14 protein-coding genes are annotated in these 15,051 nt (G+C 68.6%); 10 read left to right on the forward strand and 4 right to left on the reverse strand.

Annotated features, from left to right (window positions below):
- Positions 1 to 112 precede the first annotated feature (112 nt).
- Positions 113 to 1,318: a metallophosphoesterase family protein gene (locus OKW43_RS10370; protein ID WP_429447020.1), complete on the forward strand. Its 1,206-nt coding sequence runs from the start codon at positions 113 to 115 to the stop codon at positions 1,316 to 1,318.
- Positions 1,315 to 3,936 (forward strand): AAA family ATPase, encoded by a 2,622-nt coding sequence (locus OKW43_RS10375; protein WP_429447021.1) that lies wholly within the window; start codon positions 1,315 to 1,317, stop codon positions 3,934 to 3,936. The genes OKW43_RS10370 and OKW43_RS10375 overlap by 4 nt, the downstream gene beginning before the upstream one ends.
- 30 nt (positions 3,937 to 3,966) lie before the next feature.
- Here the strand turns inward: OKW43_RS10375 and cobJ are convergent, their stop codons facing one another.
- The 4 genes from cobJ to cobG are packed head-to-tail and all read right to left on the reverse strand — an operon-like array spanning position 3,967 to position 8,610.
- Positions 3,967 to 5,739 (reverse strand): precorrin-3B C(17)-methyltransferase, encoded by a 1,773-nt coding sequence (cobJ, locus tag OKW43_RS10380; RefSeq protein ID WP_187634273.1) that lies wholly within the window; start codon positions 5,737 to 5,739, stop codon positions 3,967 to 3,969.
- Entirely contained in the window at positions 5,736 to 6,479 is a 744-nt protein-coding gene (locus OKW43_RS10385; protein ID WP_187634184.1) for a precorrin-2 C(20)-methyltransferase, read from the reverse strand. Before OKW43_RS10385 ends, cobJ begins: the two co-directional genes overlap by 4 nt.
- A complete protein-coding gene (locus OKW43_RS10390) occupies positions 6,480 to 7,106 on the reverse strand; it encodes a precorrin-8X methylmutase (protein WP_187634185.1) in 627 nt (208 codons plus the stop codon).
- Positions 7,099 to 8,610 (reverse strand): precorrin-3B synthase, encoded by a 1,512-nt coding sequence (gene cobG / locus OKW43_RS10395; RefSeq protein ID WP_429447392.1) that lies wholly within the window; start codon positions 8,608 to 8,610, stop codon positions 7,099 to 7,101. Before cobG ends, OKW43_RS10390 begins: the two co-directional genes overlap by 8 nt.
- A gap of 27 nt (positions 8,611 to 8,637) precedes the next feature.
- Between cobG and OKW43_RS10400 the strand changes: the two genes are divergently transcribed.
- The 8 genes from OKW43_RS10400 (at position 8,638) to OKW43_RS10435 (ending at position 14,943) form a co-directional block, all read left to right on the forward strand.
- Positions 8,638 to 8,892, forward strand: coding sequence for a hypothetical protein (locus tag OKW43_RS10400; RefSeq protein WP_429447415.1), 255 nt, complete (start codon positions 8,638 to 8,640; stop codon positions 8,890 to 8,892).
- A 30-nt stretch (positions 8,893 to 8,922) separates the two neighbouring features.
- A complete protein-coding gene (cbiE, locus tag OKW43_RS10405) occupies positions 8,923 to 10,146 on the forward strand; it encodes a precorrin-6y C5,15-methyltransferase (decarboxylating) subunit CbiE (RefSeq protein WP_429447022.1) in 1,224 nt (407 codons plus the stop codon).
- The gene (locus OKW43_RS10410; protein ID WP_429447023.1) at positions 10,146 to 11,246 is read left to right on the forward strand and encodes a cobalt-precorrin-5B (C(1))-methyltransferase; all 1,101 of its coding nucleotides are present in this window, start codon (positions 10,146 to 10,148) and stop codon (positions 11,244 to 11,246) included. Before cbiE ends, OKW43_RS10410 begins: the two co-directional genes overlap by 1 nt.
- The gene (locus OKW43_RS10415; RefSeq protein WP_429447024.1) at positions 11,243 to 11,983 is read left to right on the forward strand and encodes a cobalt-precorrin-6A reductase; all 741 of its coding nucleotides are present in this window, start codon (positions 11,243 to 11,245) and stop codon (positions 11,981 to 11,983) included. Before OKW43_RS10410 ends, OKW43_RS10415 begins: the two co-directional genes overlap by 4 nt.
- Before the next feature lie 19 nt (positions 11,984 to 12,002).
- Positions 12,003 to 12,731: a precorrin-4 C(11)-methyltransferase gene (gene cobM, locus OKW43_RS10420; RefSeq protein WP_429447025.1), complete on the forward strand. Its 729-nt coding sequence runs from the start codon at positions 12,003 to 12,005 to the stop codon at positions 12,729 to 12,731.
- Between the two features lie 176 nt (positions 12,732 to 12,907).
- Positions 12,908 to 13,441, forward strand: a complete 534-nt coding sequence (locus OKW43_RS10425) for an alpha/beta hydrolase family protein (RefSeq protein WP_429447026.1) — start codon at positions 12,908 to 12,910, stop codon at positions 13,439 to 13,441.
- Between the two features lie 273 nt (positions 13,442 to 13,714).
- Positions 13,715 to 13,990: a DUF1488 domain-containing protein gene (locus OKW43_RS10430; protein ID WP_187634191.1), complete on the forward strand. Its 276-nt coding sequence runs from the start codon at positions 13,715 to 13,717 to the stop codon at positions 13,988 to 13,990.
- Between the two features lie 317 nt (positions 13,991 to 14,307).
- The gene (locus tag OKW43_RS10435) at positions 14,308 to 14,943 is read left to right on the forward strand and encodes a carbonic anhydrase (protein WP_187634192.1); all 636 of its coding nucleotides are present in this window, start codon (positions 14,308 to 14,310) and stop codon (positions 14,941 to 14,943) included.
- Positions 14,944 to 15,051: the final 108 nt, after the last annotated feature.

Here is a 15,051-nt window from a genome sequence, read left to right on the forward strand (position 1 = left end):
GCAATACGCGCCGGCGCAATACGCGCCGACGCTTCGGCAAGGTAACATTCGCGCTTGGACGCCTCGTCGAGCCCGACGCGAGACGACGCAACGCAATCGCAATGGAGGCACAGTGATCAGGTTTCTGCACACCGCGGACTGGCAGATCGGCACGCAATTCGGTCAGTTCGAAGCGGACGAGGCCGCGCATCTCGCCCAGGCGCGCTTCGACACGGTGCGCCGCATCGCCGAAGCAGCGGCCGCGCGCAACGTCGACGCGGTGCTCGTCGCAGGCGACGTGTTCGATCTGCAGACGGTGTCGGACACCGTGATCCGGCGGTTGTTCGCCGCGCTGCAAGCGTTTTCCGGTCCGTGGATCATGCTGCCGGGCAATCACGACGCGGCGCTCGTCGAAAGCGTGTGGACTCGCGCGCAGCGGCTCAATTGCGTGCCGCCGAACGTGCGCCTCGTGCTCGAATCCGGCGTCGTGCTGCTCGACGCATGCCGTTGCGCGCTGCTGTGCGCGCCGCTTACGCAGCGCATCACCTACGACGACACCACCGCGTTCTTCGATTCCACCGATACCCCCGCCGGCTATCACCGGGTCGGGCTCGCGCATGGCAGCGTCGGCGGCATTCTTCAGGAGGGCGTCGATTCGTCGAATCCGATCGCACCAACGCGCGCCGCCAGCGCGCGACTCGACTACCTGGCGCTCGGCGACTGGCACGGCCATCTGCGTGTCGATGAACGCACGTGGTACGCGGGCACGCACGAGCAGGACCGTTTCCGCGCGAATCAGCCGGGCTTCGTGCTCGACGTCAGCATCGGCGAGCCGGGCGCCGCGCCGCGGGTCGACGCGGTACGGGTCGGGCAATATCGTTGGCATCGCTGGGACGAGACGATTTCGGTGCCGACCGACGTCGACGGGTTGAAAACCCGCCTCGCCGAACTCGGCGCGCATGACGTGCTGCGCATCGAGGTTGGCGGCACGGCGGCGCTCGCCGATGCCGAAGCGCTGCATGTCGCGCTCGAAGAGGCCCGTGCCCGCGTGCGCGCGTTGCGTGCCGATGTGGGCAGCCTGCACGTGCTGCCCACCGCCGACGATCTCGCCGAACTCGGCGCGCAAAGCGGCTATCTCGCGAAGGTGGTCGCGCGGCTGCGCGCCTTGCAGGAAGACGCGCAGGCCGATTCGCAACAGGCGCGACGCGCGGCGGAGGCGTTGCTGCTGCTGGCGCGTTTCGCGCGCGAACAGCGGCAACGCGATTCTGATGCCGCACCCGCCGCGCAGGCGCGCGAACGGCAACAACCGGAACTGCCGCAAGAAGGAGCCTGCGCATGAAGCTGCAACGTATCGCGATTCGGGAATTCAGGCAGTTCGGCGGGCAGCTCGTGATCGACGACCTGCAGCCCGGCCTCAATCTGTTCATCGGCCCGAACGAGGCCGGCAAGAGCACGATCGCCGAAGCGGTGCGCACGGTGTTCCTCGAACGCTACAAGGCCTCGCATCTGAAGGACCTGTTGCCTTGGGGGCTCGCGAGCGGGCAGCCGTCGGTCGAGGTCGGCTTCGAGCTCGATGGTGTGGCGTGCCGTCTGTCGAAGCAGTTCGTATCGCGCCAGCGCTGCGAGCTGAGAATCGGCCAGGCCGTATATAGCGAGGACGAGGCCGAAGACAAGCTCGCCGCGCTGCTCGGCTTCTCGCGTGCGGCGCGCGGTCCGATGAAAGCCGAGAACGCCGGCGTGCCGGGTCTGTTGTGGGTGCAGCAGGGCGGCACGCAGGAGATGCGCGATTCGACCGGGCACGCGGCGCAGTATCTGCGCGACGCGCTTACGCAACTGTCGGGCGGCCGCGAAGCCGGTGGCGAGGACGCGTTGATCGCGGCCGTGCAGCGCGAGCTGCGGCAACTGCTGACAGCGCGCACGCAGAAGTCGACCGGGCCGCTCGCGGAGGCGGAGCAGAAGCTCGCCGCGCTGGGCACGAGCCGCGACGAGCTGCAACTGCAACGCCAGCAGTTCGACGACAACATCGCGCGCCTCGCCACTCAACAGCAGGCCTTCGACGAGGCCGAGCGCCGGCGTCCGTGGGAGCTTCACGAGCAGAAGGCCGCGCTCGCGCAGCAACGCGCCGCAGAGGTCGAGCAACTCGAACGTGGTCTCGAAGGGCTCGCGCAGTCGTTGAAGATCGGTGAGGCCGAACTCGCGTTGTCGGTACAGCAGGAGCAGGGCGCGCTCGAACTGGAGGCGGCGATCGCGCGCGAGCGCGAGCAACTCGACGCGGCGCGCGCCGAGGTCGCGGCCGCGCAGACCGCGCACGCGCAGGCGGAAAGCCGGGTGGCGCAATTCGAGCAGGCAGCGGCCGAGGCGAACCGCGCGCTCGAACTCTCGAACGCGGCCGTCACCGCCGCCGATCTACGCAGCCAGGTCGATTTCTACCGGACTGAGAGCCGGCGGCTCGAAGCAACGATCGTCGAGGCGGACAAGGCGAGCGCGGCGGTGCTGCAGGCTGCGCGCGACGCGGCGGCGCTCGAACTCGACGACGCGCAGTTCAAGCGTCTCGTCGCGTTCGACGGCGAATTGACCGTGCTGCGCGCGCGGACCGAAGCGGCGATGACGCGCATCGAGTACCGGTTGAATCGCGAATTGAGCGTCGGCGATCAGACGATCAGCGGCACCGGCGTGCTGCGCGTCGACGAAGAAAAGCGCATCGGCCTCGGCGAGCTCGGCGAATTGCGCGTGATCCCGGGCGTCTCGGATCTGTCCGCGCGGTTGTCGGAGCTGGCATCGCTCGAAGCGAAGCACGCGCAACTGCTGCGGGCGCTAGGCGTCGCATCGGTGGGCGATGCGCAGGCGCGTCATGAGCAATGGAAAGCGCTGGTCGCGCAGCAGAAGAGCCAGGCCAGGATTCTCGAGGTGCACGCGCCGCAAGGCATCGATGCGTTGCGGGCGGCGCTGGCCTCGACGGCGGCGCGCTTGCAGGCGTCGAGCGAGCGCCTGGCGAGCCTGCCCGATGTCTCCGCGGCGGCGCCGCTCGACGACGCGCGCCGCAACGCCGATATCGCGCGCGACGCGTTGGAGGCCGCGCGCAAGGTGCTCGCGCAGGCGGCTGGCGCGCAATCCACCGGCGTCGCGAAGGCCGATTCGCTCGCGGCGCAACTGCAGCGCAAAGAAGCGCAGTTGAACGATGAAGCGTTTCGGCGCAACCGCGCGCAGTGGCAGACGCACAGCGTCGAGCAGCGCATGAAGGTCGACGCGTTGAAGAACCAGCGCGGCGAGCGCGAGCGCGAACTCGATGCGGCGCGCCTCGACGATCCCGTGGCTCAGGCGAAGCGCTATCGCGCATCGGCGGAACTCGCGCGCAATGAGCAGCGCGAGCGTCAGTTGCGGATCGCGGAGCTGCGTAGCCAGCTTCAAACGATGGGGGCATCGGGCCTCGGCGAACGGCTTGCCGCGATAGAAGCGCAGCTCGAGCAGGCCACGCGCCGCAAGGACGAACTGAGCCTGCGCGCGAGCGCGCTGAGTCTGCTCGACGAAGTGCTGGTGGACGAACGCGACACGGCGCTCGCGCAACTGCGCGCACCGTTGACCGAGCGGCTGGGTCACTATCTGAAGCGGATTTTTCCGCAGTCGAGTCTCGCGCTCGGCGACGATCTGATTCCGGCGCTGCTCGATCGCGACGGCCGCGCGGAACTGCTCGACGCGCTGAGCTTCGGCACGCGCGAACAGCTCGGCATTCTGACGCGGCTCGCGTACGCGGACCTGCTGCAGGCCTCGGGCCGGCCAACCTTGCTGATGCTCGACGATGCCGCGGTACACAGCGATGCCGCGCGTCGCGACGCGCTCAAACGCGCATTGATCGACGCGGCGACGCGGCATCAGATTCTGGTGTTCACGTGTCATCCGGAGTTGTGGGACGACCTGGGCGTCAGGCAGCGGGCGGTGGAAGACCTGAAGGTGGTGTGAGCGCAGTGGGCAGGTATGGGTACGTCCCGCTTACTCGTACCAGCGCGGCGTGTACACCCACTGCGTGCCGTTATCGCCGCAAGCGAATCTTCGCGTCAGCGACGACCCGACGATCACCATCGTGCGCATATCCACGTCGGCCGAGCGAAGCTCGCCGAGCGTCAGTGTGCGCAGCGTGCCGCCGGGCCGGCCGATGTCGCGCCCCAGCACCACTTGCGTCGATGGCGCGCGATACTCCCGCACGATGTCGAGCGCCTTGTCGAGTTGCCACGGACGCGCGCGCGAAACCGGGTTGTAGAACGCCATCACGAGGTCGGCTTGCGCGGCATGGCGCAGGCGGGCTTCGATAATGGTCCACGGCTTCAGGTTGTCCGACAGCGACAGCATGCAGAAGTCGTGGCCGAGCGGCGCGCCGGCCTGCGCGGCGGTCGCGAGCGCGGCCGACACGCCCGGCACGATCGTTAGCTCGACGGCGGCCCATGCGTCGTTCCGGGAAGCGTCGAGCGCTTCGAGCACCGCGGCCGCCATCGCGAACACGCCTGGGTCGCCCGAGGACACCATCACGACCGAGCGGCCTTCGCTCGCTAGCTCGAACGCGTGGCGCGCGCGCTGCATTTCCTCGCGATTGTCGGTGCCGTGCACACGCTGATCGGCGCGCAGCGGGCCGGCCATTTTCACGTAGGTGTCGTAGCCGAGAATGTCGGTCGCTTCGCTCAACGCGGTGCGCGCGGCCGGCACCATCAGTTCGGCGCGGCCGGGGCCGAGGCCGATCACGCTCAGACGACCGCGGGCACGGCCGATCGTCGCGGGGTCGATGGCGAGCGGGCAGAGGGCGAGCGCGACGCTCGCGTGCGCTCCGTCGTGCAGCGTCTCGTGGGGGATGCGCAGCGCGGCGCGCAGCAGCGCCGCCGCGCCCGGTCCGCCATTTTCGGCGCTGGCATCGGCGAAGCGCAGCGGCACCCCGAGAAGCGTTGCCGCTTGCGCGAGCGCCGGGGCGGCCATGCTTGCCGATGGCGCGAGCAACGCCGCGAGCGAAAGCGCTGCGAAACCGCGCGCGTTCAGTGCCGCGCGCACGCGTGCGACGATCGTGTCGGCGGCAGTGGCGTTGGCTCGAGCGCACGCATCGTCGATGACCACCGCCGCCACCACACTGCGCGGATGGATCACGAGCTCGTCTTGCCGCCCATCCCACGCGCGCGGCGTCACGCGAATCGCGAGACGCGCCGATGCCGAGCGTGGCAGTTGCGCGTCGTCGAGCCACGGCGCGTCGCCTTCGATGCGCGTGCTTTCGCCCGCGAGCAGATCCGACACGAAGCGCTTGCCCTGGCCGAGGTCGGCGAGCGCATAGCCGTCCGGCGGATTGAGCACGCAGGTGCCGAAGCGCAGTTCGCCGCTGGTCGTGATCGCGGGCTGCACGGCCAACGCGGCGGCGATGTCGCGTGCCATCAGGTTGACGCCCGCGAGCCCGCCTAGCAGCGGCACGACCGCGCTGCCGTCCTCGGCGACCGCGAGCACCGGCGGCTCGGCGCCTTTGTTCGACAGCAGCGGCGCAAGGCAGCGAATCACGATGCCGGCCGCGCACAACGCGACGATCGGCGTGCCGCGCGCGTACAGCTCGCGCAGATGCGCGCCGAGTTCGGTGTACGAGACATCGGCCTCGACGCGGCCTTGCAATGCATGCACCCGGCAGTGCGCGGCAACGCCCGCCGCGACGTGCTCGCCACGTTCGACATACAGCGTCTGAATTCGCCGCGCGGTCGCGAGCGCGCCCGCGCCGAGAATCACAATGGCGGGCGGGTTCATCCTTGCCATTTTTGCCCCGGCACGACCAGCAACGAAAAATACGGCGACGCCATCGGATCGACTTCGGTGAGCGGCACGATGCGCTGATTGCGCATCGTCGCGCGTTCGACGTACAGCGCGCGCTGCGCGAGTCCGAGTTCGTCGAGCACGCGCCGCACCTTGTCGAAATTGCGGCCGAGTTTCATGATGACCGCCGCGTCGGCATCGGCGAGACGGCGGCGCAATTCGTCTTCGGGCAGCACGCCCGACAGCACCGACAAGCTCTGGTTGCGATACACGAGCGGCGCCCCGAGCACCGCCGCGCCGCCGAGCATCGAGCACACGCCGGGCACGACTTCACTGTCGTAGCGCGCCGCGAGCCGGTCGTGCAGATACATGTACGAGCCGTAGAAAAACGGATCGCCTTCGCAGATCACGGCGACGTCGCGGCCCGCGTCGAGATGGCCCGCGACGATCTCGGCGGCGGTGTCGTAGAAGTCCGCGATGATCGCTTCATACGACAGCGGCGGTTCGAGCGCTTCGGTCGTGACCGGATACACGAGCGGCAGTTGCTGCTGCGCGTCGTGCAGATGCGCCTCGACGATGCCGAACGCGTTGCCTTTCTTGCCCTTCGCGACGAAATACGCGACCACCGGCGCGGCCTTTAGCAGACGCAGCGCCTTCAACGTGATCAGTTCAGGGTCCCCGGGACCGACGCCGATGCCGTATAGCCGGGCGCGACGGGTTAGCTGGCTCGCCATTTATTCGACCTCCGTGGCGAGCGCGTTGACCGCGGCGGCGGCCATCGCGCTGCCGCCGCGCCGTCCGTGCACGACCACGTACGGCACGCCACGGCTGTCTTGCGCAAGCGCCGCTTTCGATTCGGCCGCGCCGACGAAACCGACCGGAAAGCCGAGAATCAGCGCGGGCTTCGGCGCGCCGGCGTCGAGCATGTCGAGCAGATGAAACAGCGCGGTCGGCGCATTGCCGATCACGACGACGCTGCCCGCCAGATGCGGACGCCACAATTCGAGCGCTGCGGCCGAGCGCGTGTTGCCGATTTCGCGCGCGAGCGCGGGCACGTCCGGGTGCGCGAGCGTGCAGATCACTTCGTTGTTCGCGGGCAGTCGCGCGCGCGTGATGCCTTGCGCGACCATGCCCGCGTCGCACAGGATCGGCGCGCCTTGCGCGAGCGCGCGGCGGCCCGCGCTACCGGCGCCGTCGCGGAACGCGAGGTCGTCGATCACATCGACCATGCCGCACGCGTGGATCACGCGCACCGCGAGTTTTTCGAGGTCGGCGGGGATGCGCGCGAGGTCGGCTTCCGCGCGAATCGTCGCGAACGATTGGCGATAGATCTGCTGACCGTCGCGAATGTAATCAAGCATGTGGAGTACTCCGGGCGAGGCGCGCGAGCAGCGCGGCGGCCTCGTCGATCGTCAGTTGCGGCGCGACGCATTGGCCGAAGCCGGGGCGGCCGTCGCGTCGATAAAGGTCGTAGCGGCCGGGCGCGGCGGCGAGCAGCGTGTAGGGCGCGCGATGCGCGGCCGCGCACGAGCGCGGGCAGCCGCTCAGATGCACGTCGACGCCGGCGGGTAAGCACTCGGCGAGTCGCAGCGCGTCGCTCCTGGTGTCGGCGAGGCCATTCGCGCAGCCGGCCGAACCGGCGCAGGCGATCACATGCGTGATGGCCTGGGCGGGATCGCAGGCGAGCTCGAGTGCGCTCAGCTTCGCGAGCACCGCGGGCACCGCGGTCGTCGCGATGTCGGGCAGCAGCACGCTTTGCCACGGCGTGGCGTGCAGCATGCCGTTGCCGTGTTGTTGCGCGAGCGCGGCCAGCTGGCGCAGCGTGGCCGCGTCGATACGGCCGAGCGACGGTTGGCCGCCGACGTGCCACGTGCCGTCGTCGCGCTGCGCGTGCGCGCCGAGCCGCAGCGACGCGTCGGCGGCGATGTGGCGCTGCCAGTGGCTCAGCGATGCGTCGCGCGCGAGCGGGAAATCGACGTAGCGCTGCGCGTGCCGCAGCAGCGCGTCGGCGGAGTGCGTGGCGAGCAGGTCGCGCATGCGGGTCGCGTCGGCGGCGGCGAGGTCGAGGAACGTGTGCAGCAACGCGCGCACGAGCTCGGGCACGCGCGACAGCGGCACGGCCGCAAGCGCGCCCGTGCCGTTGGCCTCGCGATGCTCGCCGACGCTTGCGTTGGTGCTGTTGGTTGCGGTCGCGCCAGCCGAACCCGGACACCCCGCGAGGCCGAATACGAAGCGCACACCCGCTTCGTCAGGCGACGCCGCGAGCCACACGTCATGCGGATGATCGACTCGCGCGAGTTGTTCGCCGCCGTCGAGCAGCAGCGCGAATTTCGGCGACAACGCGACGAAGCGCGGGTCGCTTTGCAGCAGCGTGAGCAATGCTCCGCACAGCGGCGTCGTGTCGATCAGCGCGTGCGGATCGCGGCCGGCGGCGGGGCTGATCATCACGTTGCGCACGTCGTCGGCGCAACTGAGTGCGGTAGGGTCGGTGGTATGCGGGTGGTTCGCGGTGGCGTGTGCGGAAGAAAGCTCGGCAGCCGGTCCAAGCCCGGCGCGAATCAACGCCGCGCTCAACGCCGCTTCGTGTCCGCTGCGCACGCCGCGCAGTTGCAGGTTCGCGCGATTGGTTAGCTCGGCGACGCCGTTCGCGTGCCGTGTGCTGGCATCGGCGATCGCGCGTGCCTGTGTCGCGCTTAGCACGCCGCCCGGCAGCTTGATGCGGCAGATGCCGCCGTCGCGCGCGGGGACGATGCGCAGCAGCCCCGGACATGCCGAGGACCGCGGTGCCGTGACCGCGTGGGGCAAAACGGTGGGAGGCGAAGCTCGATTCAAGAGGACACCGGGTTTAGTGTCGCGCGACGGCATGGCTGCGGCCTCGCTGCATGCTGCCCGATGAGGGCCGGCGCGAACCGGGCGGCCGAACAGCGCTTCGGGCTGACCGTGAGCAAAGAAAGCGGCCATTATATCTTCAGGCTGCGGCCGCAGCGCCTGATTGTCGGCCATCGCGGGATGCCGCCGAGCCCGACGGCATTGCGCCGCGCCGCGAACCCGCGGGGCGCATGGCGGCGGTATCATGCGGACTTTCGCAACCCGCCGTTCGACCCTGCGCGCAGCCGCACGCGTGACGCGGCGTGGCGCAATCGCTAAAGAATCGACGCAACCGATGAGGATGGATAGATGCCGGCATGGCTGACCGTGGTGGGCATTGGCGACGACGGCTTCGCCGGTCTGGGGCGGCCCGCGCGGCGTGCTTTGCTGGGCGCGGCGGTCGTGTACGGCGGTGAGCGCCATCTGGCGATGCTGCCCGCGCGGCTCGCCGCGCGCCGCGCCGCGTGGCCGCGTCCGTTCGATCTCGCGCCGTTGCTGGCCGAGCGTCCGCACGCGGTGTGCGTGCTCGCGAGCGGCGACCCGATGCTGTTCGGCGTCGGCGCGACGCTCGCGCGGAAGTTACCGGCCGGCGAGCTGCGCGTGCTGCCCGCACCGTCGTCGTTGTCGCTGGCGGCCGCGCGGCTCGGCTGGCCGTTGCAGGATGTCGCGACCGTGTCCCTGGTCGGCCGGCCGCTCGCCGCGCTGAATACGCATCTGCATGACGGCGCGCGCCTGTTCGTGTTGAGCGCGGATGGAGGTACGCCGGCGGCGTTGGCGGCGTCGCTCGCTGCGCGCGGTTTCGGCGCCACCTGCATCACCGTGCTCGAACATCTGGGTGGCGAACGCGAACGGCGTGTCGATGGCCGCGCGGATCGATGGCCGGCCGGCGAGATGGCCGCGCTCAATCTGATCGCGCTCGACTGCCGCGCGTCCGCGCACGCGCCGCGTCTGCCGCTGACCTGCGGCTTACCCGACGACGCCTTCATCCACGACGGCCAGTTGACCAAGCGCGACGTGCGCGCGATCACGCTCGCGCGCCTCGCGCCCGCGCCCGGCGAATTGCTGTGGGACGTCGGCGCGGGCAGCGGTTCGATCGGTATCGAATGGATGCGCGCGCATCCCACGTGTCGCGCGATCGCGATCGAAGCGCACGAAGCGCGGCAGCGCTTCATCGAACAGAACCGCGATGCTTTGGGCGTGCCCGGGCTGCAACTCGTGGCCGGCCGCGCGCCGGACGCGTTACGTGGGCTGCCGGCGCCGCACGCGGTGTTTATCGGCGGTGGAGTGACGCAGCCGGACCTGCTCGACATCTGTTGGGCCCAACTGCGCGACGGCGGCCGGCTCATTGCGAACGCGGTGACGCTGCAAGGCGAGGCGGTGCTCGCCGCGTGGCGCGAGCGGCATGGCGGCACGCTGACGCGCATCGCGCTCGCGCACGCGCAAGCTCTCGGCGGCTTCGATACGTGGCGGCAGGCGTTGCCGATCACGCTGCTCGAAGTGACGAAACCCGCGCAACTGTCGACCGATTCGTGATGCGTGACGAGACCCCCGAACAACCGGCGCCGCTGCGCAGCGGCTATACGACCGGCAGTTGCGCGACCGCGACGTCGCTGGCGGCCGCGCGTCTGCTGCTGGCGGGCGAGTTCAGCGAGGTCGCGGAGATCGTGTTGCCGAAGGGCCAGCATGTGACGATGCGGCTCGCGTTCTGTCGTCTCGCCGCCATCGATGGCGAACGGGTTGCCGAAGCCGGCACGATCAAGGATGCCGGCGACGATCCCGACGTGACGCACGGCGCGCTCGTGTTCGCGCGCGTGCGCCTCGTGCCCGAGCCCGGTGTGAGCTTTCGCGCTGGGCTGGGCGTCGGCACGGTCACGCGCGCGGGTCTCACGCTGCCGGTGGGCGAGCCCGCGATCAACCCGGTCCCGCGCCAGATGATGACGCAGCACCTCGTCGAACTCGCCGCGCGCCACGCGTATCGCGGCGGCTTCGAAGTGACGATCGGCGTCGAAGGCGGCGAAGCGCTCGCGCTGAAAACGATGAACCCGCGTCTCGGGATTGTCGGTGGACTGTCGATCCTCGGCACCACCGGCATCGTGCGGCCGTTTTCGTGCTCGGCGTATATCGCGTCGATCCATCAGGGCATCGACGTCGCGCGCGCGAATGGCTATACGCATGTGGCCGCCTGCACCGGCAACGCGAGCGAGGACGCGATGCGCGCGCACTACGGCCTGCCCGATATCGCGCTGATCGAAATGGGCGATTTTGTCGGCGCGGTGCTCAAGCATATGAAGCGCGCGCCGGTCGAGCGTCTGAGCATTTGCGGCGGCTTCGGCAAGCTCAGCAAGCTCGCGGCCGGCCATCTCGATCTGCATAGCCGCAACTCGAGCATCGATCTCGAACAGCTCGCCGGCTGGGCCGCCGCGCACGGCGCGGACGCCGCGCTGCAAGCGGCGATGCGCGCGGCCAACACGAGCCAGCAGGCGCTCGCGCTCGCTCACGCGCGGCAGGTGCCGCTCGGCGATATCGTCTGTCAGCACGCTTTGGCCGTTGCTCGCGATATCGTGCCGCCGCAGGTCAGCGTCGAAATCTTCGCGATCGACCGGCAGGGCAACATCGTCGGAGTCGCGCGATGACGCGCATCCTGCTGCTCGGCGGCACCGGCGACGCGCTGAAGATCGCGCGTCAACTCGGCCCCGCGCAGGTGTACAGTCTCGCGGGACTGGGCAAGGTGCCCGACGACCTGGCGTGCGCGGTGCGTGTCGGCGGCTTCGGCGGCAGCGAGGGCCTTGCGCGTTACCTTGCGAGCGAAGCGATCGGCCTCGTGATCGACGCGACGCATCCGTACGCGGCGAGGATCAGCGCGAATGCCGTAGACGCGTGCCGCGCGGCGAAGGTGCCGTGCTGGGCGCTGCGGCGTCCAGCGTGGCGGCCGCAAGTCGGCGACGACTGGCGCATGGTCGATGACTGGAACGAACTGATCGACACGCTCGCGCCGTTCAGGCGGCCGCTTTTCACGCTCGGTCGCGAACCGCTCGCGCATCTCGATGAGATTCCGCCGCATCAATTTTGGACCGTGCGCGTGCTCGATGCGCATCCGGACACCGCACGCTCGCGCATCCTCTCGGCGCGCGGACCGTTCACGCTCGACGGCGAACGCGCGCTGTTCGCGCTGCAGGCGTTCGACGTGGTCGTCAGCAAGAACAGCGGTGGCGGCGCGACCGAGGCCAAGCTCGAGGTCGCGCGCGAGCGTGGCTTGCCGGTGATCATGTTGCGACGGCCGCGGTTGCCCGCTGTCGATCGCGAGTTCGCCACCGTTGCCGATCTTGTCGATGCGTTGCGCCCAGGGGCGCATCCCGATTCAGATAATTGAGCCAATCTCGGAGTGCTGAATGACAGTGTTTTTTATCGGCGCGGGTCCGGGCGACCCGGAGCTGATCACGGTGAAAGGGCAGCGCCTCGTGCGCAGTAGCCCGGTGATCCTGTATGCGGGGTCGCTGGTGCCGGCGGCGGTGCTCGAAGGGCACAGCGCCGAACAGCTAATCAACACCGCGGAACTCGATCTCGACCAGATCGTCGCGTTGCTCGCGGCGGCGCACGCGAACGGGCAGCACGTCGCGCGCGTGCATTCGGGCGATCCGTCGCTGTACGGTGCGATCGGCGAGCAGATCCGCCGCTTGCGCGAACTGGGCATTCCGTATGAAATCGTGCCCGGCGTGACCGCGACGGCCGCGTGCGCGGCGGCGCTCGGTTGCGAGCTGACGCTGCCCGGCGTGTCGCAGACGCTGATCCTCACGCGCTATGCGAGCAAAACGTCGATGCCCGACGGCGAGCGGTTGGCCGATCTCGCGCGGCATCGCGCGACGCTGGCGATTCACCTCGGCGTGCGGCATCTCACGCGCATCGTCGATGAATTGCGGCCGCATTACGGCGGCGCGTGTCCGATCGCGGTGATTTATCGCGCGAGCTGGCCCGACGAGGAGAAGATCGCCGGCACGCTCGACGATATCGTCGCGAAAGTGCAGGGCAGCGCGATCGAGCGCACCGCGCTGATTCTGGTCGGGCAGGTGCTGGCAGCCGAAGGGTTCGCCGATTCGACGCTGTATGGGAAGGGCGGTTGACCGCGCCGTGAAAGCCTGCCAACTGTCAGTAAGCCGCGTGCGTTGTCGATCATAATGTGACGCAGCGCGCGAACGGGCCGCCCGCCTGCTGGCAAAACGCGAAGGCACGAACCCGCAAAAGTCCGCAAGTTCTGCACCGCCCCGCGCCGCGCAGACCGCTATCGTGGCGCTTGACGGTGTCGACGACGCTCTCGCCCATGGAGCGCTTCTGCACGTCGCCCGAAGCCGATGCGATCTGCTCGCCGCCCGAAGCCGCGAGTCTCGCGCACGAAGCGGGCGCGCCGGCGCTGACGGTGGAGAGGCTATCGGCCGAAGCGAACGCATCGCGCGCGCATTCGGGCGACTCGTATCGCGATCCGCGCATCAAGGCCGCGTTCGCGATTGCGCCGGCGCTCGGCGAGGCATTCAACAGCTCGTCGTTCAGGGAAGTGACGATTCCGGTCGCGCTGCTCGCGGGCGAGGCCGATACGACCGCGCCGGTCAACACCAACATTCACCGCATCGCGGGCTTCATGCCGCAAGCGACGGTGACGATGGTGTCGGGCGCGTCGCACTATACGTTCATGGATGTGTGCGAGCCGGCGGCCGTCGAGCGTCTGGCGCCGATCTGCAAGGACGGGCCCGGTGTCGACCGCGCCGCGATTCATGCGCGAACCGCCGCACAGGTGCGCGATTTCTTCGTGGCGACGCTGCCGGCAAGCGGGTCGTAGCGCTCGCACACGCGCGCCGCTCACTACGCCGCGCGACTCGAACGCGTGAAGACAAGGCCGCGGGACATGAAGAGCGTAGTATCGGTATGTTGAGCGCGTCGGCGGCCCGCTGGAGGCTGTGCCGCGACGCATCAACGCGGCCGCGCGTGGCGGCCGGTCAGGCGTATGCACCTTGCGGAGAATGCGTGCTCGCGCCCGGGCAGTTGGCCAGCCGGCCAGTATGGGCACGACCATTGCGTATTCTGGTTTCCCTTTGACACATGGAGGACCATTATGAGGATCGAATTCACCGGACGCCGGGAAGCGGTGGCTGCTGCGCGCGTCGCTTTCGAAGCCAATGTGGACGGGACGGACGTATGGTGCAGCGTGTCGCTCGACGCGCTCAATGACCATTTCGGCAACGGCAACCTCGGCAACGGCAGCCCCTCGGCTCACGATCTGGTGGGAGCGTTCGAGGCGAACCGCGCCCGCATTGAAAATGCTACGCGGCGGGTGCTCGAACGAAATGGGGGACGGTCCGTGGAACTCGAGACGCGCGACTTCGATTGAGCGACCCGCTCGATTTCATCGGGTAAAGCCATTGCGGTCGCGGCGGAAAGGACTCTTCCACCGCGGCGTCTGTATTCGCCGCGCCGGCGCGCCTACAGTTGTGCTGCACGCACCGATTCAGGTGAGTGAGCGAGAGAGTTGGACCCGGCTGCCGGCAGCCGGGTCTTTTTTATGGCGCGTGCAAGCACGCCATGATTGCGCTGGCAATTCGCCGCAGGCGCGTCCGGCGCTTAGCACTGTGATTCGCGCGACGATTGAAAGGCTGCGGTATAGTCGCGGCAATTTAAATCCGTCTCTTCGATTCTCTGGAGAATATCGTGCAGGAAATCATCGAAGGTCTGATCCGCTTTCAACGCGAGGTCTTTCCGCAGCAAAGCGCGCTCTTCAAGCGTTTGTCGACCGCGCAGAATCCCAGCACGCTCTTCGTGACCTGTTCGGACAGCCGCGTGGTGCCCGAACTGCTGACGCAGTCCGAGCCGGGCTCGTTGTTCGTGATTCGCAACGCGGGCAACATCGTGCCGTCGTACGGCCCGGAACCGGGTGGCGTGTCGGCGACCGTCGAATATGCGATCGCCGTACTCGGCGTGACCAACATCGTGATCTGCGGCCATTCGAACTGCGGCGCGATGACCGCGATCTCGGCCTGCACGAATCTCGAGCACATGCCGGCGGTCGCGAGCTGGCTGCGTCACGCGGATGCGGCGAAGGCGATCAACGCGTCGCGCCACTATGGCTCGGATGCGGAGCGTCTCGCGGCGCTGGTCGAGGACAACGTGATCGCGCAGCTCGCCAATATCCGCACGCATCCGTCGGTGGCGGTCGGGCTCGCGAACAGGACGCTGCGGCTGCATGGGTGGATCTTCAATATCGAAAGCGGCGACATGCTCGCGCTCGATGGGAAGACGGGGAAGTTTTTGTCGATTACGGCTAATCCGGAAATATATGCGGTTTGAAGCGGGATCAAAGCGGGTTTTCAGGGGTGTCCGTATTTTATTTGCCGGTTGACAGGCTAACTGTTCCGGGTAATTTGGTGGAAAGGGTTAAGCCGCCATTGGCGATAT

Source organism: Paraburkholderia sp. WC7.3g, from assembly GCF_050436345.1.
GTDB classification, from domain to species: Bacteria; Pseudomonadota; Gammaproteobacteria; order Burkholderiales; family Burkholderiaceae; genus Paraburkholderia; species Paraburkholderia podalyriae.